Raw genomic sequence first — 19,365 nt, forward strand, 5'->3', positions numbered from 1 at the left:
GCCTTGCATCTATCCATCGTAAACTCACGCAGAGCAAACACGGGACTTATTCGCTTCCTTAAGCCTCTAAGCGATTCAGGCACGGGCCAGTGCCCGTTTGCGGCCCCACTCCAAAACCAGCCCCAGGGCGAGGCCTGCCGCCATATTGACCATAAGTGCGGTGATAGCGGTGGCACCTATCACCACAAGACAGAAAGGTCGGCCATCGAGGAAGCGCTTTGACCAGGCCAGTTGGCCGCCTGCCAGGGTCAGCAGCGCACCCAGTATTGGCAGTGGCAACAGCAGCAACAGATCTCCAAGGCCATATTGCCATCCGGCTGCAAAAATCAGGCAACTGACCCCAAATATCGCCGGGGCCAAAGCGGTTCTGGCGCCGAAGCTGTACTGGGCGGCCAGACCGCCGGCGCCGTGGCACATGGCGATACCGCCAAAAGGCGCGCTGAGCAGGTTGGCAAGCCCCGAGCTGAGCCCCAAGTGTTTTGGGGTAAGCTTGGCTTTGTCTTCAGGGAACTTATCACTGGCCATGGCCGAGGTGGCGATAACGGCATTGGTGAGTGTCAGTGCCAACTGCGGCAATACCAGCGAAAACATTGCGAACTGCCACTCAGAAAGGCTGGGCAGGGTCATCTGCCAGCTTTGTCTTGGCAGCTGACCCGGACTGGTGCCAAGGCTCTGCCACAGGATACCGCCGGCAATAATCAACAGCATCACAATACTTGCCTTATTGCCACGGAACATTAGCAGTAACCCCAGTGCTCCAAGGCCTGCGACCCAATTGAGGCTGATTTGCTCAAGTCCCATCTTCATTAATTGCAAGCCAATGGCCAGTTGCAATCCCACACTCACCGCCTGAGACAGCTGCCGCGCCAACGCTGTGATGGCGCCGCTCAGGGCGAGGAGAATTAAAATCAACCCAATCATCAGGGTACTGGCTTCCATCACAGCAGGTGAGAGACCAAGGCCGATGGTCATGGCGGCAATCACCTTCATCGGCTGCACCGGAATGGGGCGACGGTAATAGCAGGCAATGGCGATGGCAAACAGGCCAAATCCCAGGAAGATCCGTTCGGCTGAAAAACCATTCAGGGCAATCAGCCCCAGAACCAGTGGCAGGAAGGTGCCGAGATCGGCAAAGGCGCCGGAGAATTCGTTGAGCCTGTTTGGTGCAGGCGTTGGCATTATGGTTGCCTGGCTAATAAATCGTCATTTAGCTCAGCAAGTTAGGTGCCATCTTTATGGTCGGTAATTGTCCGTAAAAGTCATGGATTTAGCCGGTTTGGCAGAGATAGGTGGGACAAAATTTCCGTCTATGTCTTTAGAGATAGGCATTTTGCCCCTGCTGGTGGGTTGGCGCTGCGGCTTCTGAGTTCAGAGGCGCGGAACAAGGCTGCATTGAATGTGTCAGTGTTGCCTCGTCAAAACGACTGATAGGAATGGCTGAGATTGGTACCGATCCGTTGTTAACAGGATCGCATTCAGGAATAATCACGCCATACACTGGTGGATTATCGGGTTGTACCATGGATTGGAAACGTGCCTTTTTACTGTTTGTGTTGATGTTCCTCTGCGGGTGGATGCTGACCCGTGGGCTGGACTACTACTTTGCCACCCAGGCGATTAAACGGGACGCCGAATTGCTCGACAGCAAGTTCAGACTTTACTTTGCCGAGTCCGAAGCTGTAATGGAGCGGCTGCCGGAGTGGGATCTCAATGCTCAGTGTTCTCCAGAAAAGCAAAAACAGCTCCGTCACCAAGTATTTAACGCCAGTTTTCTGCGCTGGATGGGGGTGTTTAAAGATGGTCAGCAGCTGTGCTCCAGTGGCGAGATTGACCGCAATATCACTACCTACCAGACCCACAGGGTAAGCGATAAATACAGCATTACCGTGGTGCAACTGGATCTTGATGGCCGTGTCGGTTACGAAGTGGGGCTGGTGCGGCATATGAACGGTTACCACTATATCGGCAGTTTTGCCCGCCTCGAGCCCAAGCACTTTCTACCTTTAAGCTGCGAAAACTGCCTTACCTATCGCATCAGCTTTCAGGCTAATCCCTTATTGGAGTTTGGCTTTACTGGTTTTAACGGCAAGCCGGTGGTCAGCAACAAAACCCTGATTGAAACTCCTTACTACAAAGCCACTTATGAGCTGGCGGGTAATCAGGATTTTCTGGAGCAGTATTATAGAGTCAGTAACCTGATTGGCATGCTGGTGGGGCTGGTGTTTGGCCTGTTGTCGGTGCTGTTTTACTGGATGTGGCTTAAAAACCGCAGCTCGCTGGATTATCAAATTCGTCAGGCGGTGAAAAGCGGCGAGTTTGTGCCTTTTTATCAACCGATTGTGGATTCGCAATCCGGCGAGCTGGTGGGTGCTGAAGTGCTGATGCGCTGGCAGCGAAACGATGGCACCCTGGTGCCGCCCAATCAGTTTATTCCTTTTGCCGAAGCCTCGGGGCTGGTACTGCCGATGACCAGGGTGATGCTTGATAAAGTGGTGAATGACATTGCCACCTTTGGCAGGCAAAAGCCGCCGCTGTTTTTCAGTATCAACATAGTGCCCGCGCACTTATATGATGAAGCCTTGCTGACGGAATTGAGCGCCATAGTGGCCTCCGGCAAGCTTGGCGGGCACAGGTTATCGCTGGAAATTACCGAGCGTTTGCCGCTGACCGATTTGGATACAGCCAAGTCGCTGCTGGATCGGATTTATGGGCTGGGGATCGATTTAAAACTGGACGATGCCGGTACCGGCTACGGCTGCTTTACCTATGTGCAAAACCTCGGGGTGAGCACCCTTAAAATCGACAAGATGTTCATCGATACCATAGGCCAGGAGCACAATTTCAACGGCAAGACCCTGGATGCAATTATCTCTTTTGCTAAAGAATCCGAACTGAAGATGATTGCCGAAGGGGTTGAGAATGAAGTGCAGCTTGAGTATCTGCGCTCGCAGGGCGTGAGCTTAATTCAGGGTTATGTCTATTCCAAGCCGCTGGATGCCAAAGCCTTTTTTAACTGGAAGTGTTAAAAAGACCGGCAGCCTCAAACGCTTAGGCTGCCAGCTCAGGCGGGAGCGAGTGCCTGGAGTGTATGCAGGAAATATCAAGTCGTGGAGCCCAGCATGGACAGGCCAAAATAGAGCCGTCCACGCTGGTGGAGATGCCCGCCGTGCGGGCGATGATCGTGTGTCGGTTTCCTTCTGTTATCAATTGCCTGAGTTGTGTCTTGGGCCTTGCTTGTTTTTCATCGGATCGCCGTCATAACCCAGGGCTTTCCAGTCGAGGCGATCGCCGCCGTTGTGGCAGGCATTACACTTGAGCGCTTCTTCCTTTGGCGACACCATGTGGTTGATACGCCACCACATTTCAGTTGGCGCAAAGCTATATTCACCACTGTAAGTTATCCCCTTGGCCTTGAGCGTCGGGTTGGCTTCCATCCCCAGCTTGGCCGCCTTGTCCCAATCAAAATCAGACCAGTAGCCACCTTTGCCGTATGTTTTGGCGGTGACAAGAATATTGTGTTTCTTGTCATAGATTTGCTTACCGGTATGCACCTTGAACGGATAGATTTTGGCGCCTGCGTCCTGGATATCACCCAGTGGGTAAGACAGACGGGTTACTTCATCGGCCTTGATGGGGTCGCCCGCCATGTAGGCACCGGCCTTGCCGTTGTACCAGGCGTAGGATGGCTTAACCATCTTGCCCCAGGTGAAGCTGCCTTTCTTCTTCTGGAAGGTCTTGCGGCCGTACTCGTCCAGAGTTTCTTCCCTGTCCTGACCTGCGGTGGACCAGTCCCAGCTCATCTTGGTCGCTTCGTTGCGGGCGAAGAAGGGGATGTGACAGGTCTGGCAGGCCACAGTGGCCGTATGCTGATTGACCTTTTTGTTTTTGTGCGGCGCCGCTTCGTGGCAGTTTTCACAGCCAATGTGGTCGATGCCGCCGGGTGACACGCCCATGGCATTGCCGCTGATGGCATGGGACTCGGTCTGGTGACAGTCCTGACACTGGAAGTCATTGCCGTCTGAGTCCATGTGCACATCGGTGGTTTTGTCCGGGTAGGCCATGGAAGAGTCGAGGTCGCCGTGCTTCACCGCATCACCGCCGCCACCGTAGAAGTGGCAGCTGCCGCAGTTGTCGCGTACCGGCTTGCCGACGTTTTTGGCCACTTTTTCCAAATCCACTTTGGCCAGTGGCTCGCCTGCGCCTGCGGGATCCTTGACGTAGGTGCCCGTGGTGTCGTGACACACCAAACAGTCCACCTTGGCAGCGTCGGAGAAATCAAAGCTGCTGTCTTTCCAGCCGTAACCCGCATGGCAGCTGGTGCAACGGGGCTCGTTACCGGCAATCGAAGTACAGAAGTTGTTGATGGCGTTCTTTTTGCCCCGCTCCACTGTGCGGCCGGGCAGCTCCTGGGTCAGGCTCCAGCTCCAGTGGGAGGTTTTCATAAAGTCGTGGGCTTCATCTTCGTGGCAGGCCAGGCACTGTTGGGTGACTTCTGTGCCTGAGGCGAAGGGGCCTTCGATGGCTTCCTTGTGGGGATTGTCGGCCGCTGCCATGCCACTGCCCAGCAGCATCAGGCCGGACAGAGGGGCGAGGGCCCATTGGGAGAAAACAGATCTCATGGTCAAACTCCTGCCCCGGCGGAGCCGGGGCCTTGAGAGGTTAGAACTTCACTGTGAGTGAGGCGTTGATGTCCATGGCGGTATCCACCACTGGCAGCAGTGAATAGGCACTGCCCGCCAGCACGTCATCCACCTTCACAGGTGCACCCACCGGTGTGCCTGAGCCTGTGTACTCGTAGTCGTAGTAAAGGCCTGCGAGCTTGATAAACATCCGTGGGTTCACGTCGAACAGGTAGTAGGCCTCAACCACATGGCCACGGGTCGCCAGCTTGCTGCCGATGGGGTCGTCCTGGGCTTGGGTGAAGGGGCTCCAGTATTTGGAGCCGTAGTTATACTCGAGACCAAACTTGCCGTAGGGCGCGGGCATCTGCATGCCGATATAGACACCGTAGCCGTCGTGGGCGGCATCGCTTTCTGCGGCCATAGGCACCATCAGCAGCTCGCTGCCATCGGCGCTGAGCTTGCCGGTAAAGGTGGCGTCGGTGAGCAGGCCGCCGAACATGCCTGCGTTGCCGTTGGACTCGGCGCGGGTCCAGCCAAGGGAGGCAAAGGCTTTAAAATCTTCATCGGATTCATACAGGTAACCGAGACCACCCAGGAACATGTCGCCAATTACGCCGCTGGGTTGTACTCGGGTGACGAAGTTGAAACTGTCGAACTTTTGCATGTCCTGATACATGGTGGGGGCGAAAATGGCCGCCAGTTCGTTGGGGAAGGCCATGGTGCCCTTAAAGCCATCGTTGATGTCTTTGGCGCCAAACAGGGTCAGCTGCACGAAGTGGTTGCCGTCATTAATCACATCGATATTGAAGCCGCCGAGGTGGGTGTCCTTGGTCAGCAGATTGCCAAAGAGCTCGCCATTACCCCATTGGGACTCAAAGCCCTGGCCGTAGCAGAAGCGCACCACCTGACCTTCGATGCCGGTGATTTTGCCCAGGTTATAACCCAAGGTGGCGCCATCGAAATTAAAGTGCACCAGATGGCCTGACGGGGTGCCGCCACGCTGCTCGTTTTCGCGGATATGGGACGGTGGGCCATAGGTGGATGGGCGGCGGCCGATGGACAGGTAGAACTCGCTGTCACCGATGTTTTTCCAGTCGAAATAGGCCCGCTCTACCCGCAGCCAGTCGCCGCTGGTGTTGCCTGAGTTGGTGCCATCCATCGAGAAAGAACGCCAGGAGTCAAATACCTGCACTCCGGTGGAGTCGCCCCAGTTTTTGTACATGGCGAGGCGACCGGCGAAGTTGACGTTGTCCCATACCTTGGCCTTGATATCGAGCCGCAGCCGGGTGGTGTAATTGAGATCGTTGTCGATGTCGTAGGTGTTTTTGCTGCCAAGGGCCCAGGGCATAACCCCCGAGAGTTGCCCTGCCATAAAGGCGGCGGCCATGTCGGGATTGGCGGTCATCATCTTGCCCAGAGGGGAGGTGGGATCCATGGGATCGCCATATTCACCGGCCATGGCGCGGCGACCGAAGTCGTCGAAATTCATCTTGATGCCGGGGTTCCAGGTCACGTCCCGGTAGTGCAGCGAGTGGGCCTTGGTGCGAAAATCGCCACTGAAGGTAATTCGGTCCAGCGCCGTGTGACGCTCGGTTTTGTTTACCCGGCTGTCGAGGTCCGCCAGCTCTTCAGATAGCTCATCGATTTTTTGTTGCAGTCGCTCGATTTTGGCCTGATCGCTGGATGCCGCGGTGTCAGCCGCCAACGCCTGAGGGGTAAACAGCAGGGGAGCGAATCCCAGTGCACTTGCCACTGCCAGAGAGATAAGGGTACGCATACTCACACTCCTGACCGGTTGTTCCGGTCGAATTTGGGTTGTACGAGGCCCTGGGGCTTGCCCCATCTGTCCCGCAACCCGGGAATATTTTGCTGGTATCTGCCCGTTATTTACGGGCTAGGCTTAGCCGAATGGGCTCGGCCTAAGGCCGCTTAGCCGCAGGTCTGTGGCTGGTCAGAATCGGCCGCGTGGTCATAAAGAAATTGCTGAATATCCTTCAGATCTTTCTCAGACAGCTTTTGGAAGACCTCGGGCTTGCCCTTGTGCAGATCCTTTTCAAAGAATCTGTCCCACTGGGCCATAGTCTTGGTCATAGGGGTGAGTTCACCTGCGGCGTCGCCCTTGCTGTGGCACGCCTTGCATTCTTTCTTGTACAGGTGTTTACCTTTCTTGGGATTACCGCCATCGGCTGCCATAGCGCTGCTGCCGAGGATCAGGCCAAGGAGCAGTCCAAGGCCAATGGAGTAGGTAGTTTTCATCATCATCTTCCTTTCGCGGGTTGGCTGATTTTCTTCCCTGAGCGGGGAGCCTGGCTCCCTCGTTTTCCTGTTGCCTAAAATTTAACAAAAGGTGCGATAAGGAAATTTGAACTGGATCAGATCCATGAATTTTATCTAATTGATAAAAATTTCATTGAAAAAAATCTAATGGAATGTGTGTAAGTGTAAGAAAAATAGTGATTTCGTATTTAATCTTTTGCTAAGTCTTTGCGGAAAACAATGGTTAAAGGTGTGTGATCTCTGTGACATTTTTGAACATCACCCTCCCCTTAACTACCTCTTTAGGGGAGGGTGCAGTCAAATAGACGCAGATTAGGGCTGCTGACGTGTGGCGGCCAGCACGATTTCGCGGATGCAAACGGACTGCGGCTGATTCATGGCAAACAGCGCTGCATCGGCCACGGTTTGCGCAGCGAGCACGCCGCCCATGTGGGTTTTCCAATCCTCATAGCCTGCCTTAATGTTCTCATCGCTGGTGTGGCTTAACAGCTCGGTTTCCACCGCGCCGGGGGCGATTGTGACAAGGCGTACGTCATCCATGGCCACTTCTTCGCGGATGTTTTCGGTCAGGGCATGCACCGCAAACTTGGTGCCGCAGTAAGCGGCGTGGTTCGGGAAGGTTTTGCGACCGGCGATGGAGCTGATATTGATAATGGTGCCGGTTTTGCGGCGCTTCATCTCTGGCAGCACTGCATGAATGCCGTTGAGCACGCCCATCACGTTGATGTCCAGCATACGTTGCCACTCGGCTGGGTCCTGACGATGCACTTCGCCCAGCAGCATGACGCCGGCATTGTTGATAAAGCAGCCCACAGGGCCGAATTGGGTTTCTGCCTCAATAAGGGCAGCCTTGATGGCATCGATGTCGGTTACATCCACGGCTTTGCACAGGGTATTCGGCAGTTTCAGTGCCTGCATCGGCTCGAGGCGACGGGCCAACAACAGCAGCGGAAAACCGGCCGCTGAAAAGGTGCGGGCGAGGGCGGCACCAATGCCTGAAGAGGCGCCGGTGATCACTGTCAGTGGTTTGGTCTGTGATGTAGAATTGGTCATCGTTTTATCCTATTGATACATGCTTTAGCCTGGGTTTAAGGCCAGTATATTGGTTGGTGGCCAGTATATTTGCCCCGCAAAAGGCTGAAAAATACTTATTTTGGCTGGATATAATAGGTATGGGCTATGGATAGAAAGCCGGTTAACAGAATGGGTATCGGATGATTGAACTCAGATTGCTGCGATTTTTTATCGCCATCTTCGAAGAGAAGAACATTACCGCCGCTGCAGAGCGCTGCCATGTGAGTCAGCCGAGTCTGTCGGCTGGGCTTAAACAGCTGGAAGAAAGCCTGGATGGACCGCTGTTTGTGCGAAGCAAAAAAGGGGTTGAGCCGCTTGAGAGCGCTCACTACCTGTATCCGCTGGCGCTTAGGTTGGTGGAAGAAGCCAAATCTCTGCCGACGCTGTTTAAAGCCAAGGCCAGCCGCCGCAAACTGAAAATTGCGCTGATGCCGGACCTTGGCCGCGGCCCGCTGGGGCAGTTTCTTGGCAAGCTGCATCAGCACATTGACCGGCTGGATCTGGAACTGGTGGATTACCACAGCAGCGCCGATTGTCGCCTGACCCTGGATGCCCTGCGTCACGAAGATGAGATTTTCGTGCCGCTGTGGGACGAGGACTATGTGCTCTGTGCTCCCAAGGATCATCCGCTTGTGCTGGCCGCCAAAGCGAGCGGCGCCGCAACCCCCGAGATGCTGAGTGGCTATGATTTTATCGAATGCCCACCCTGCGAGGCTCATCAGCAGACCCTCGGCCTACTGGCCTGCAATGGCATGAGTCTGAATCTGGTGGCCAGAGCCGAAACCAAGTCACAGGTGCTGGCGCTGGTGGTGGCAGGTCTTGGGGTGAGCTTTTTGCCCGATGGTCTGATTGCCGATGCGCCAAGCCTGGCGACTGTGCCCTTCAAGGGACCCAGGATGCAGCGGCGGATTGGCCTTTGCTACCCGGCGCACCAGAGCATCAGCCCGGTGCTGGCGGATTTGCTAAACCTTTTCAGCCACGACTGAGCACCAGGTTCAGCCACGACTGACATCCAAGCCTTCAAAAAACGCCTGCTTTTACGAGGCAAGATGCCCTAAAGCCCTGAGAGCGCGAGCTTACAGGGCTTTTTAGTGTTGCCTGTATCACAAAGGGGCGCGCTATGTGGTTTTCCACAATACCCCCGCCAACACGCCCTGCAGACAATGGCATTAGCCGGTGAATGCACGCCATTCGCCACAGAAGAACGATAACGCTAATCCCATTCTGCCCTTTGGGCATTTGGAGGAAACCATGATAGAGCTCTGCAGGCGCGACTTTCTCAAAGGTGCCGGTGCGGCCGGGGCGGGGTGTGCCCTGGCCACAGCGCTGCCAGGGACGCTGGCGGCCATGGGGGCACAGCCCCTCAGTGGCAGCGAAAAAGCCATTCCGAGTATTTGTGAAATGTGCTCCACCCGTTGCCCGATTTCGGCAAGGGTTTTGGATGGCAAGGCCGTGTATATCGAAGGCAACGCGGCAGCCAAATCCTTTGGCGGCAAGGTGTGTGCCCGGGGTGGCGCCGGCCACAGTTTGCTGTACGACCCACAGCGGTTGGTAAAACCCCTGAAACGCGTCGGCGAGCGCGGTGAAGGTAAGTGGCAGGAAATCGAATGGAGCGAAGCCTATGGCATCCTCGCACAGCGGCTTGAACAAATTCGCCGTGAACACGGCGCCGAAGCCGTGGCCTTCTCGTCCAAATCAGGCTCGCTGTCGGGCCATCTGTTCCACTTTGCCAAGGCTTTTGGCAGCCCCAATACCTTTACCCACGCATCTACCTGCCCAGGAGCCTATGTGGTAGCTGCCAAGGCCATGTTCGGTGGCAAGGTAAAGCGGGATCTGGGCAATTCCAAATACATCATCAACTTCGGCCATAACCTTTACGAAGGCATCAATATGTCCGAAACCCGCGCCATGATGAAGGCGCAAACCGACAAGCGTGCCAAGCTGGTAGTGTTTGAGCCACGCTTCTCCATCGTGGCCGACAAGGCCGATGAATGGTACGCCATTCGTCCCGGCTCGGATGTGGCGGTGGCGCTGGCGCTGTGCCATGTGCTGATTAGCGAAAACCTCTACGACAAAGCCTTTATCGAGCGCTACGTGGAAGGTTTCGAGGCCTTCGCCGCCGAAGTCAGCGCCTATACCCCCGAGTGGGCAGAAACCATTTCCGATGTGCCTGCCAAAGACATTCGCCGCATTGCCCGCGAATTTGCCAAGGCCGCGCCCCATGCGGTGGTGGACTTTGGCCACCGCGCCACCTTCACCCCGGAAGAGTTTGATATGCGCCGGGCCCTGTATGCGGCCAACGTGCTGATTGGCAACTTTGAGCGCAAGGGCGGTATCTACTTTGGCCAGAAGGCGGCCGGTTACAACAAGCTTGCCGGTGAAGCCGTGGCGCCTGTGTTGGGTAAACCCGGCGTGGCTGACATGCCCAAGCCAACGGCCAAGCGTATCGATCAGGTGGATGAGCAGTACGCCATGATGTGGAGCGAAGGCGGCATTTATCAGTCGGTTATCGATGCCACCCTGGAGGCCAAACCCTATCAGCTGCGTGGCTGGGTGATGTGCCGCACTAACCCGATGCAAACCATGACTGACCGCGCCAAGGTGGTTGAGTCGCTGAAAAAGCTCGATTTTGTGGCCGTGGTGGATGTGTATATCAGCGAAACAGCCGCCTGGGCCGATTTGATTTTGCCCGAGTCTACCTACCTTGAGCGTGATGAAGAGATCAGCGACAAGTCCGGCAAGAGTCCCGGCTACTACGTGCGTCAGCGGGTGGTTGACGTGATTGGCGACACCAAGCCGTCATGGCAAATCTTCCGCGAGCTGGGTCTTAAGATGGGCATGGACAAGTACTACCCCTGGGAGACCATGGAAACCCTGCAACTGCTGCAGGCCAACAAGGATGTGGCGCTTTTGAATCACATCAAGGAGAAGGGCTTTGTCAGCTATGGCAAGCCGCTGATGCTGCGTGAAAAATCCATGGTACAGGACTTTGTGGCCGCCTATCCCGGCGCCCATGTCGTGGATGAGGACGGCAGTTACGCCAGCCTGCTCAAGTTCAAAACCCCCAGCGGCAAGATAGAACTGGTGAGCCCCAAGGTGGAAGCCATGGCCCCGGGCCGCGGCGGCATCAAGTACCGGCCCGTGACCTTAAAACAGCCCAATGAGCTCTACTTCATTCAGGGTAAGGTGGCGGTGCACACCAATGGTGCCACCCACAATATCCCTATGCTCGCCAATCTGATGTCGGACAACGCCGTGTGGGTACATCCCAGCACAGCCGAGGCGCTTGGTATCAAGGATGGTGATGCTATCCGGCTTAAATCCAGCGTGGGCGTGGAAGAGGGTAAGGCGCTGGTCACCAGGGGCATCCGCCCGGATACCTTGTTTGCTTACATGGGCTTTGGCTCGAAAAACCGTGAGCTGGTGCGTGCCTCCGGCAAGGGGATCCACTGTGGAAACCTGCTGCCCAATATGACGGCGCCTGTCTGTGGCATGAACGTGCACACCACGGGTGTGATCCTGGAAAAGGCATAAGGGGGCCCGGACTATGAGCAAAAGATACGTAATGGTGCACGACGAGAACAAGTGCATCGGCTGTCAGGCCTGTAGCGTGGCTTGCCGCAGCATCAATCAGGTACCCGATGGCGTAAGCCGCTTGCAGGTGCGCATCGAAGGCCCCTTTGGTGAGGCGCCCCATTTGCACTTCAAGTACAACCGGGTGTCGTGCCAGCAGTGTGAGGATGCGCCCTGCGTCAAGGTGTGCCCAACCGGCGCTGCTTACGTTGGTGACGATGGCATAGTTTCCATCAAGGCCGAGAAGTGTGTGGGCTGCATGTACTGCGTGGCCGCCTGCCCCTACAAGGTGCGCTTTATGAACCCCGAAACCAGGGTGGCAGACAAGTGCAACTTCTGTAAGGAAAGCCGTCTTGCCCGGGGAGAACAGCCCGCCTGTGTCACTGTATGCCCAACAGATGCGCTCTGTTTCGGTGATGCGGCAGACCCTGCCAGCGAGGTATCCAAACTGCTTGCCACCAAGGTGAGCTATCAGGACAAGACACATCTTGGCACCAAACCCAGGCTGTACCGTATTCCAGCCAAGCGTGGAGGTATCTGATTATGAACAATATCTGGGGTGATATGAGTCAGTACGACGGCATTACCTGGCATTGGGTGATTGCGGTGTACCTCTTTATGGCCGGTTTGTCGGCGGGCAGTTTGCTGATGGGGATTGGTCTGCGCTGGTATCGCGGCCAAACCCGGGGCGCTGGCCAGAACCTGGGGGAAAGCGCCGTGCTCAAGGCCGCCGCCTTGATTGCGCCCATCGCCATTTGCCTTGGGATGCTGTGTCTGGTGTTTGACCTGACCAAGCCGTTCCACTTCTGGCTGATTTTGATTAACTACAACTTAAGCTCGGTGATGTCGATTGGGGTGATAGCGCTCCTCGCATACATTCCGCTGACCTTTGCCTATGCGCTGGTGGTGCTCAAAGATGAGCTGCCAAAGTGGGGTCTGGGATTCCTGGGCGGCCTTGCCGATAGCCTCGGCAAGCTTCGCGGCACGCTGGAAGGAGCGCTCTTTGTGCTGTCGCTGGTGGTGGGGGCCTATACAGGTTTCCTGATTTCCGCCATGAACGCCTATCCGATGCTTAATACCGCGGTGTTGCCGGCGCTGTTTTTGGTATCGGGTTTATCGGCGGGTGCGGCGGCCAACAGCCTGCTGGCGGTGCTGATGTTTGGTGGCGATAAGTATGGCAGTCAGGCTTCGGGCGACCACTCTGGTGGCTCCTCTGGTGACCTTGAGCGGCAACACGCCTTCGAGCTGCCGGTGATGGGCATGGAAATGCTGTTCCTGTTTATGCTGTTTACTGCGCTGTATTTCAAAGGTGGCGCGGCGGCTGCGGCGCTGGCCTCTCTCTCCGGTGGGCTGTGGGCAGCCGTGTTCTGGATTGGGGTGGTAGCCATTGGTTTTGGGATACCGCTGCTGATGCGTCTTACTGGCAAACATGGTCGCAGCGCCATGGTAACCGCGGCCTGCGCCAGTCTGATTGGGGTGCTGGCACTGCGGCATTTCATCCTTTACGCCGGTCAATCTTACCTGTCCTGACCGCTTGAATCGATTCAGCCAAAAGCCCGCATTTTGCGGGCTTTTTTTGCGTAAATTTCCGCCAATCCCCCACGGCTGAACTACGCTTTTAGGAGGCTTGCTGTATGCCGTAAAAGAACGATGCCGGGGGGAGAAAGGGATGAAAACAAAGCTCGTGGCAGCCTCGTTGGGGCTGGTGTTCAGCCAGTATGGATTGTGCGCGCAGGACGTTTTTGAAGCCCGCAGTGATGCCATGGGCGGCACTGGTGTGGCATCAGCCAGCCTGGAGGCGGCCCCCTGGATGAACCCGGCGCTCCTGTCTTTACCCGGTTATACCGAAGGAGACTTTGGGCTGCTTATTCCTGTGCTGGGGGCCGAAGTGTCAGACAAAGACAATATGACCGACAAGTTCGACACCCTCGAAGATAACTACAATGGCCTGGATACGGCCATCAATAACGGCGATGTGGTTGCCATAGATGCCTACCGCGCTGCCCTGCTGGCCAACCTTAAGGGGCTTGATGGCAACACAGCGTATGCCTCAGCCGGTATTGGTTTCAGCTTTGCCATGCCAACCAAGGGTATGAGCTGGGGCGTGTATTATCGCAGTTATCTCGATGGCGTCGCAGTGGCGGATATCAGCGATGCCGATTTGGTACTGCTGGAAACCCTTGACCCCATGAATCCCCCTGAACTCGATGACCTGACCTCCCAGGGGCGGGTGATTGCCGGTGCTTCTTCGGAGCTGGCGCTCTCGGTCAGCATGCCACTGTCGATAGTGAATATGCCGGTCACCATCGGCCTGACCCCCAAGCTGCAGCGGCTCGACAGCTTCAACTACGCCGTCAGTGCCAACAACTTTGATGCAGGCGACTTCGACAGCGACGATTACCGTAACGATGACACTGGATTCAATCTGGATGCCGGTCTTGCCATTATGCCGATGCGCGGCCTGACCCTGGGCTTGGTGGGGCGTAATTTAATTGAGCGCGAGCTGGAAACCGTGGAGTCAGAAGGGGTGCAGCTTAAATACCGCGCCGGCCCCATGGTGACACTGGGCGCCGCATACACCAGCGCCAGTTGGCAGCTGAGCACCGATTTGGATTTGACCGACAACGAAAAGTTTGTCGGCCTTGAAGGCACCAAATACTGGCGTTTTGGCGGAGAATGGCAAGCGCTCGACTGGCTGTCGCTGAGGCTTGGTTATCGCCAGGATCTGAATGATATGACCGCCGATATCTACTCGGTGGGCACAGGTTTTCAGATTGGCGAAGGCTTCAAGCTCGACCTCACCGGGATGTGGGGTGACAATGACACCGTCGGCGCCGTATTGCAGAGCTCATATCACTTTTAAAAGCCCGCCCTTGAGTGAAGGCGCCTAAGTTCAGAGCTCGGCGAGGGACTTCAGTGTCAGCAGCAGGGCGCTGAGACTACATAAAACCAGGGTTGCGACTCTGGTTTTTTGTTTATCGACTCTGCCAAGCAGTTTGCCAGCAACCCAATAACCGGCAACGACTGCGGGCAACAGGGTGACTGACCACCAAAGCTGAGCCTCGGTTACCAGCCCGGCAAAGGCCAGAATACTCAAGGCAATCAGCGAGCTGAAAATGAAAAAGGCGGACAGGGCCGCACGGAACTTGCCGGGGTCTTTGCCTGCCAGCAGTATCGCCATCGGTGGCCCGCCAATGGCGGCGATGGTACCAAACACGCCGGAGACGGTGCCGGCAATAAACAGGGTCACGCGGTTAATGGGCGCGCTCAGGCGCAGCAGGCTCAGGGCTACCGCCAAAAATACGATAGTGGCGATGGCGAGGCCAAGTACCGGCGTGGGCGCGGCAAGCAGCAATGCTGCGCCTAAAAGTCCGCCGGGGATCCGCCCCAGCAGCGCATATTGCAGCCCGGAAAACTCAAGGGCGCTGCGCTCTCTCAGTAAGGTGAGCAGGGCAATGGAAAAGCCCATCAGAATAACAGGCACAGGCACCAGTTCGGGCTCGACCAGATACAGCAGCGGGCTTGCCACCACGGCGAGACCAAAACCAATCAGGCTTTGGATTAGCGCACCACTGAAAATAATTAACAGCGCCAGCACCAGAGTGAGAGGATCGGACAACATTTACCAGCTCCTGAAACGACACAAGGACCCGGAGGGGTCCTTGTGCTAGTGTGGAAGGGAGGCTTACTCCATGTCTTCCCATTCGATGCCCATCTCATCCATCAGCTTTTTGGCCTCGGAAGGAATAGAATCGGGCTTATCCTTGGACAGATCATCGTCGTTTGGCAGTGGCTGGCCGGTATAGGCGTGGAGGAAAGCCTCACACAGGAGCTCACTGTTGGTGGCATGACGAAGGTTGTTAACCTGGCGGCGGGTGCGCTCGTCTGTCAGGATTTTCAACACTTTCAAAGGAATGGAAACGGTGATCTTTTTCACCTGCTCATTCTTTTTGCCGTGCTCAGCGTAAGGGCTGATGTATTCGCCATTCCATTCAGTCATTGACTCACCTGTTAAATCCAAATTTCGCAGCAGATTTTAAACCCTTACGAAATACAGTCAAATTATTGCTGCGAAAACGCGCCAAACATCAGTAGATTTCCTGATATTTGGACGTCTAAACGTCTCGATGCCTATTGACGATTGGCGTCCGCTTGAGTTAATTTAGACGTCCAGACATCTTTATTTCCGTCGTAGACTATCCGGAGGAACACAGAATGACACAGCGCAAAGCAGCCACCATCGCGGTGCGTCAGGGCATCGAGAGCGACACCCAGCATGGCGCCGTGGTTCCTCCCATTTATCTGTCGACCAATTATTCCTTCGATGGCCACAAGAATCCGCGCAAATTCGACTACAGCCGCTCGGGTAATCCGACCCGTTGTATTCTGGGCGAAGCCCTGGCTGAGCTTGAACAAGGCGCGACCGGGGTTGTGACCTGTACCGGCATGGCCGCTATTACCCTGGTGACCAGCCTTCTGGGGCCGGATGACCTCTTGGTTGTGCCCCACGATTGTTACGGTGGCAGCTATCGTCTGTTCACCAATCTCGCCAACAAAGGCGCATTCAAGCTGGCTGTTGTGGATCAGACCGATGGCGCTGCACTGGCGGCTGCCATTGCCCAAAAGCCTCGGATGGTATGGCTCGAAACCCCATCCAACCCGCTGCTGCGGGTCGTGGATATCCAGGCCATCAGCAATGCCAGCCACGAGGTGGGCGCCCTGGTGGTGGTGGACAACACCTTCCTGTCGCCCATTTTGCAGCAACCGCTGCTGCTCGGTGCTGACATAGTTATTCACTCCACTACCAAGTACATCAATGGTCACAGCGATGTGGTTGGCGGCGCTGTGATTGCCAAGGATGCCGAGCTGGGCGAGACCCTGCACTGGTGGTCCAACACCCTGGGGCTGACCGGCAGCGCCTTCGACAGCTACCTGACCCTGCGCGGCATTCGCACCCTGGGTGTGCGGGTGCGTGAGCATCAGTCCAATGCCCAGCGCATTGTTGAAGTGCTGAATAACAGCCCCCAGGTGAGCAAGGTCTACTACCCTGGGCTTGCCGATCACCCTGGCCATGAAATTGCCGCAAGACAGCAAAAAGGCTTTGGCGCTATGCTGAGTTTTGAACTGGTTGGCGGCGAGAAAGAAGTGGTGGCATTCCTTGAATCGCTGCAACACTTCAGCGTGGCAGAAAGCTTAGGCGGAGTGGAGTCCCTGATTGCTGTACCCGCCACCATGACCCACAGAGCCATGGTGCCAGAGGCCCGTGCCGAGGCCGGAATTAAAGACACCCTACTGCGCCTGTCGGTGGGGATTGAAGATGCAGAAGATTTAGTGGCCGACATCAAGGCCGCCCTGGCTGCCGTAGCAGCCTGTTAAATAGGAGTCAGTGATGGCGCGTTGTCATTTGCATAAGTTTGGTGGCTCCAGTCTGGCCGATGCTGACTGTTACCGCCGCGTGGCCCATATCCTGCTGACCCAGGGGCACAGCGACGATCTGGTGGTGGTATCTGCCGCCGGTAAAACCACCAACTTTTTGTATAAGCTGCTTTCGCTGCGCGATGCCAAAGAGCTGTGGCAGGAAGAATTGCAGGTGCTGATAAGCTATCAGCAGGGGCTTATCGAGCAGCTGCTCAGCGCCGAGCAGGCCCGCCATCTGCGTGAGCGCCTGTCTACCGATAAGGCACAGTTGGTCAGCCTCTTGTCGCTGGAAACCCTCAACGATTATCAAACCAGCCATGTGGTGAGTTTTGGCGAGCGTTGGTCAGCCAGGCTGATGGCAGCGCTGTTGCGTGAGTCCGGCGTGGCAGCAAGCCATGTGGATGCCTGCAGCATTCTGGTAGCCGATGAAGGTGCTGTGCCCAATATCCGCGAGCAGGAATCCCGCGAAAAAGTGGCAGCTATGCTCGCCGAACATGAAAAAGAACGCATTGTTATCACAGGCTTTATTTGTGCAAATCCTGCCGGTGAAACCCTGCTGCTTGGGCGCAACGGTTCAGACTTTTCTGCAACCCTGATTGCCAGCCTCGCCGATATCGACCGGGTGACTATCTGGACCGATGTGGAAGGGGTGTTTAATGCCGACCCGAACAAAATTAATGATGCCAAGCTGCTCAAGAGCATGTCGCTGGCGGAGGCCGACCGCTTGGCGCGATTGGGCTCGCCTGTGCTGCACAGCCGTACCTTGCAGCCACTGTTCAACACCCTGGTAAGCATGGCGGTGCGCTCAAGTTACGCGCCCCATACCGATTTTACTCTGGTGGCACCCACCAGTTCCCAGGCCAGTGCGCCTGTGGTGACCAATCTGAATGAAGTCGCCCTGTTCAGCCTGTCGCTGGATGGCGATGCCGAAGCCCTGGTGAGTGCTGCTCAGCAGGCTGGCTTGACGCCGCTTGCCCATTGGCAAAGCACCCGTGGCAAGCTGGAACTGGCTTACACGGTGGAAAATCAAAAGCAGGTCAGCAGTTTCCTTAAAGCCCAGTCCGATGATTTCGCCATTGCTGAAGTTGTGGTGAATACCGACAATGGGCTGGTGGCGCTGGTAAGTGCCGATGCCATTCTCTATCGCAGAAGCTTCGCCAGGCTGCTCAGCCGTGAGGCCAGGCCTTTGTATCAGGATGGTCTGAGTCTGGTGACTCTGGTGCCAAAGAGTCAGGTTAACCTGCTCACTCAAAAGGTGCATCGCCGCTGCGCCGGACCACGTAAGCGCATCGGTGTGGTGCTGCTGGGAGTGGGCAATATCGGCGAAGCCTGGGTGGACCTGTTCCGCCGCTCCCATGCCAGCCTGTGCCGCGAACTCGAGGCCAGAGTCGAACTGGTGGGCCTGGTGAGTTCCTCCCGCGCCTATATCAGCGATGCCGGCGTGCATCTGGATAACTGGAAGAGCGAGTTTGCCGACTACGCCACCGACTGGCAGTACGAGCAGTTGTTCGATGCCTTGTCGGCCCTGAATTGCGATGAGTTGGTGGCACTGGATATCAGCGCCAGCGCCAGTCTGACCCTGCAATACCCTGAATTTTTTGCCCGTGGCATTCATGTGGTCAGTGCCAACAAGCTGGCAGGCTCGGGTCCACTGCCTTTCTACCGCGACCTTAAGCTACAGCTGGGTAATCGCCGTCTGTACTGGCGTTACAATGCCAGCTGTGGCGCCGGTCTGCCGGTACAGCACGCGCTGAATGACCTGCACAACAGCGGCGACACTGTCGAAGCCGTGGGCGGTATTTTCTCCGGTACCCTGTGCTGGCTGTTTGAACATTATGATGGCAGTCGTCCGTTTTCTGAGCTGGTACTTGAGGCCCGTGGCCTTGGGATCACAGAGCCGGATCCGCGTGACGATCTTTCTGGCCGGGATATGCAGCGCAAGCTGTTGATTTTGGCTCGTGAAATCGGTCTCGATCTCGAGCTTGACGACATCAAGGTGAAGTCGCCTGTGCCGCAGGCGCTGGCGGAACTTCCGCTGGATGCCTTCCTTGCCCGAATCGACGAGCTGGACGCGCCCATGAGTGATGCGCTGCACGCTGCCGCTGCCGAAGGCAAGGTGCTCAGGTACATAGCCGCGCTGGATAAAGCCGGTGGCAAGCTGACCGCCGAAGTAGGGCTGCAGTGGGTAGACAAGGCGCACCCGTACGCCAATCTCACCCCCGGCGACAACGTGTTTGTGATCCGCAGTGCCTTCTATCAGGGTAACCCACTGATTATTCGAGGTCCGGGCGCTGGTCGTGAAGTTACTGCGGCGGCTGTCCAGTCAGATCTGGTGCATATCTGCCGGGATCTCTTACAGGATTGATTTCGTAACCTACTGAATAACAGGGACTCTTTTGAG

The 19,365-nt window shown here is 56.2% G+C and carries 15 protein-coding genes; 8 read left to right on the forward strand and 7 right to left on the reverse strand.

What is annotated here, in order from left to right; all coding sequences use genetic code 11:
- Positions 1-75: 75 nt before the first annotated feature.
- Positions 76-1,179, reverse strand: coding sequence for a putative sulfate/molybdate transporter (locus tag MJ923_RS00765; protein WP_240589485.1), 1,104 nt, complete (start codon positions 1,177-1,179; stop codon positions 76-78).
- Positions 1,180-1,520: 341 nt separating this feature from the next.
- Between MJ923_RS00765 and MJ923_RS00770 the strand changes: the two genes are divergently transcribed.
- Positions 1,521-3,026, forward strand: a complete 1,506-nt coding sequence (locus MJ923_RS00770; protein ID WP_240589486.1) for an EAL domain-containing protein — start codon at positions 1,521-1,523, stop codon at positions 3,024-3,026.
- 177 nt (positions 3,027-3,203) lie between these two features.
- On the opposite strand, the gene MJ923_RS00775 is transcribed toward MJ923_RS00770, so the two are convergent.
- From MJ923_RS00775 to MJ923_RS00790, 4 genes are all read right to left on the reverse strand, one after another.
- On the reverse strand, positions 3,204-4,571 hold the full coding sequence (locus tag MJ923_RS00775; protein ID WP_420854413.1) for a tetrathionate reductase family octaheme c-type cytochrome: 1,368 nt from the start codon (positions 4,569-4,571) through the stop codon (positions 3,204-3,206).
- A gap of 88 nt (positions 4,572-4,659) precedes the next feature.
- Positions 4,660-6,399 (reverse strand): DUF3373 domain-containing protein, encoded by a 1,740-nt coding sequence (locus MJ923_RS00780; protein ID WP_240589488.1) that lies wholly within the window; start codon positions 6,397-6,399, stop codon positions 4,660-4,662.
- 152 nt (positions 6,400-6,551) lie between these two features.
- The gene (locus MJ923_RS00785; RefSeq protein ID WP_240590219.1) at positions 6,552-6,881 is read right to left on the reverse strand and encodes a c-type cytochrome; all 330 of its coding nucleotides are present in this window, start codon (positions 6,879-6,881) and stop codon (positions 6,552-6,554) included.
- A gap of 330 nt (positions 6,882-7,211) precedes the next feature.
- Positions 7,212-7,952 carry an SDR family oxidoreductase gene (locus MJ923_RS00790; RefSeq protein WP_240589489.1) on the reverse strand — a complete coding sequence of 247 codons (741 nt, stop codon included), beginning with the start codon at positions 7,950-7,952 and terminating at the stop codon, positions 7,212-7,214.
- 161 nt (positions 7,953-8,113) lie between these two features.
- On the opposite strand from MJ923_RS00790, the gene MJ923_RS00795 reads away from it, so the two are divergent.
- The 5 genes from MJ923_RS00795 (at position 8,114) to MJ923_RS00815 (ending at position 14,409) form a co-directional block, all read left to right on the forward strand.
- Positions 8,114-8,959, forward strand: coding sequence for a LysR family transcriptional regulator (locus tag MJ923_RS00795; protein ID WP_240589490.1), 846 nt, complete (start codon positions 8,114-8,116; stop codon positions 8,957-8,959).
- 265 nt (positions 8,960-9,224) lie between these two features.
- Entirely contained in the window at positions 9,225-11,507 is a 2,283-nt protein-coding gene (gene phsA / locus MJ923_RS00800; RefSeq protein ID WP_240589491.1) for a thiosulfate reductase PhsA, read from the forward strand.
- A 13-nt stretch (positions 11,508-11,520) separates the two neighbouring features.
- Positions 11,521-12,087: a 4Fe-4S dicluster domain-containing protein gene (locus MJ923_RS00805; protein WP_240589492.1), complete on the forward strand. Its 567-nt coding sequence runs from the start codon at positions 11,521-11,523 to the stop codon at positions 12,085-12,087.
- 2 nt (positions 12,088-12,089) lie between these two features.
- Positions 12,090-13,076, forward strand: coding sequence for an NrfD/PsrC family molybdoenzyme membrane anchor subunit (gene nrfD / locus MJ923_RS00810; RefSeq protein ID WP_240589493.1), 987 nt, complete (start codon positions 12,090-12,092; stop codon positions 13,074-13,076).
- Positions 13,077-13,215: 139 nt separating this feature from the next.
- On the forward strand, positions 13,216-14,409 hold the full coding sequence (locus tag MJ923_RS00815) for a conjugal transfer protein TraF (protein WP_240589494.1): 1,194 nt from the start codon (positions 13,216-13,218) through the stop codon (positions 14,407-14,409).
- A gap of 30 nt (positions 14,410-14,439) precedes the next feature.
- Here MJ923_RS00815 and MJ923_RS00820 read toward each other — a convergent pair whose 3' ends face one another.
- On the reverse strand, positions 14,440-15,168 hold the full coding sequence (locus MJ923_RS00820; protein ID WP_240589495.1) for a sulfite exporter TauE/SafE family protein: 729 nt from the start codon (positions 15,166-15,168) through the stop codon (positions 14,440-14,442).
- 63 nt (positions 15,169-15,231) lie between these two features.
- The gene (gene metJ, locus MJ923_RS00825) at positions 15,232-15,546 is read right to left on the reverse strand and encodes a met regulon transcriptional regulator MetJ (RefSeq protein ID WP_126169354.1); all 315 of its coding nucleotides are present in this window, start codon (positions 15,544-15,546) and stop codon (positions 15,232-15,234) included.
- Positions 15,547-15,761: 215 nt separating this feature from the next.
- Between metJ and metB the strand changes: the two genes are divergently transcribed.
- Together metB and MJ923_RS00835 are read left to right on the forward strand one after the other, a co-directional pair.
- Complete coding sequence (metB, locus tag MJ923_RS00830; protein WP_240589496.1) at positions 15,762-16,922, forward strand: cystathionine gamma-synthase; 1,161 nt, start codon at positions 15,762-15,764, stop codon at positions 16,920-16,922.
- Between the two features lie 13 nt (positions 16,923-16,935).
- Positions 16,936-19,329 carry a bifunctional aspartate kinase/homoserine dehydrogenase II gene (locus MJ923_RS00835; RefSeq protein ID WP_240589497.1) on the forward strand — a complete coding sequence of 798 codons (2,394 nt, stop codon included), beginning with the start codon at positions 16,936-16,938 and terminating at the stop codon, positions 19,327-19,329.
- The last annotated feature ends 36 nt before the right edge of the window (positions 19,330-19,365 follow it).

This window comes from Shewanella zhuhaiensis (assembly GCF_022484835.1).
In the GTDB taxonomy this organism is placed as follows: domain Bacteria; phylum Pseudomonadota; class Gammaproteobacteria; order Enterobacterales; family Shewanellaceae; genus Shewanella; species Shewanella khirikhana.

Coding starts and splice junctions, on each gene's coding strand:
- MJ923_RS00765 (WP_240589485.1), bottom strand. CDS start 1,179: ATGCCAACGCCTGCACCAAACAGGCTCAACGAATTCTCCGGCGCCTTT.
- MJ923_RS00770 (WP_240589486.1), top strand. CDS start 1,521: ATGGATTGGAAACGTGCCTTTTTACTGTTTGTGTTGATGTTCCTCTGC.
- MJ923_RS00775 (WP_420854413.1), bottom strand. CDS start 4,571: ATGCTGCTGGGCAGTGGCATGGCAGCGGCCGACAATCCCCACAAGGAA.
- MJ923_RS00780 (WP_240589488.1), bottom strand. CDS start 6,399: ATGCGTACCCTTATCTCTCTGGCAGTGGCAAGTGCACTGGGATTCGCT.
- MJ923_RS00785 (WP_240590219.1), bottom strand. CDS start 6,881: ATGATGAAAACTACCTACTCCATTGGCCTTGGACTGCTCCTTGGCCTG.
- MJ923_RS00790 (WP_240589489.1), bottom strand. CDS start 7,952: ATGACCAATTCTACATCACAGACCAAACCACTGACAGTGATCACCGGC.
- MJ923_RS00795 (WP_240589490.1), top strand. CDS start 8,114: ATGATTGAACTCAGATTGCTGCGATTTTTTATCGCCATCTTCGAAGAG.
- phsA (WP_240589491.1), top strand. CDS start 9,225: ATGATAGAGCTCTGCAGGCGCGACTTTCTCAAAGGTGCCGGTGCGGCC.
- MJ923_RS00805 (WP_240589492.1), top strand. CDS start 11,521: ATGAGCAAAAGATACGTAATGGTGCACGACGAGAACAAGTGCATCGGC.
- nrfD (WP_240589493.1), top strand. CDS start 12,090: ATGAACAATATCTGGGGTGATATGAGTCAGTACGACGGCATTACCTGG.
- MJ923_RS00815 (WP_240589494.1), top strand. CDS start 13,216: ATGAAAACAAAGCTCGTGGCAGCCTCGTTGGGGCTGGTGTTCAGCCAG.
- MJ923_RS00820 (WP_240589495.1), bottom strand. CDS start 15,168: ATGTTGTCCGATCCTCTCACTCTGGTGCTGGCGCTGTTAATTATTTTC.
- metJ (WP_126169354.1), bottom strand. CDS start 15,546: ATGACTGAATGGAATGGCGAATACATCAGCCCTTACGCTGAGCACGGC.
- metB (WP_240589496.1), top strand. CDS start 15,762: ATGACACAGCGCAAAGCAGCCACCATCGCGGTGCGTCAGGGCATCGAG.
- MJ923_RS00835 (WP_240589497.1), top strand. CDS start 16,936: ATGGCGCGTTGTCATTTGCATAAGTTTGGTGGCTCCAGTCTGGCCGAT.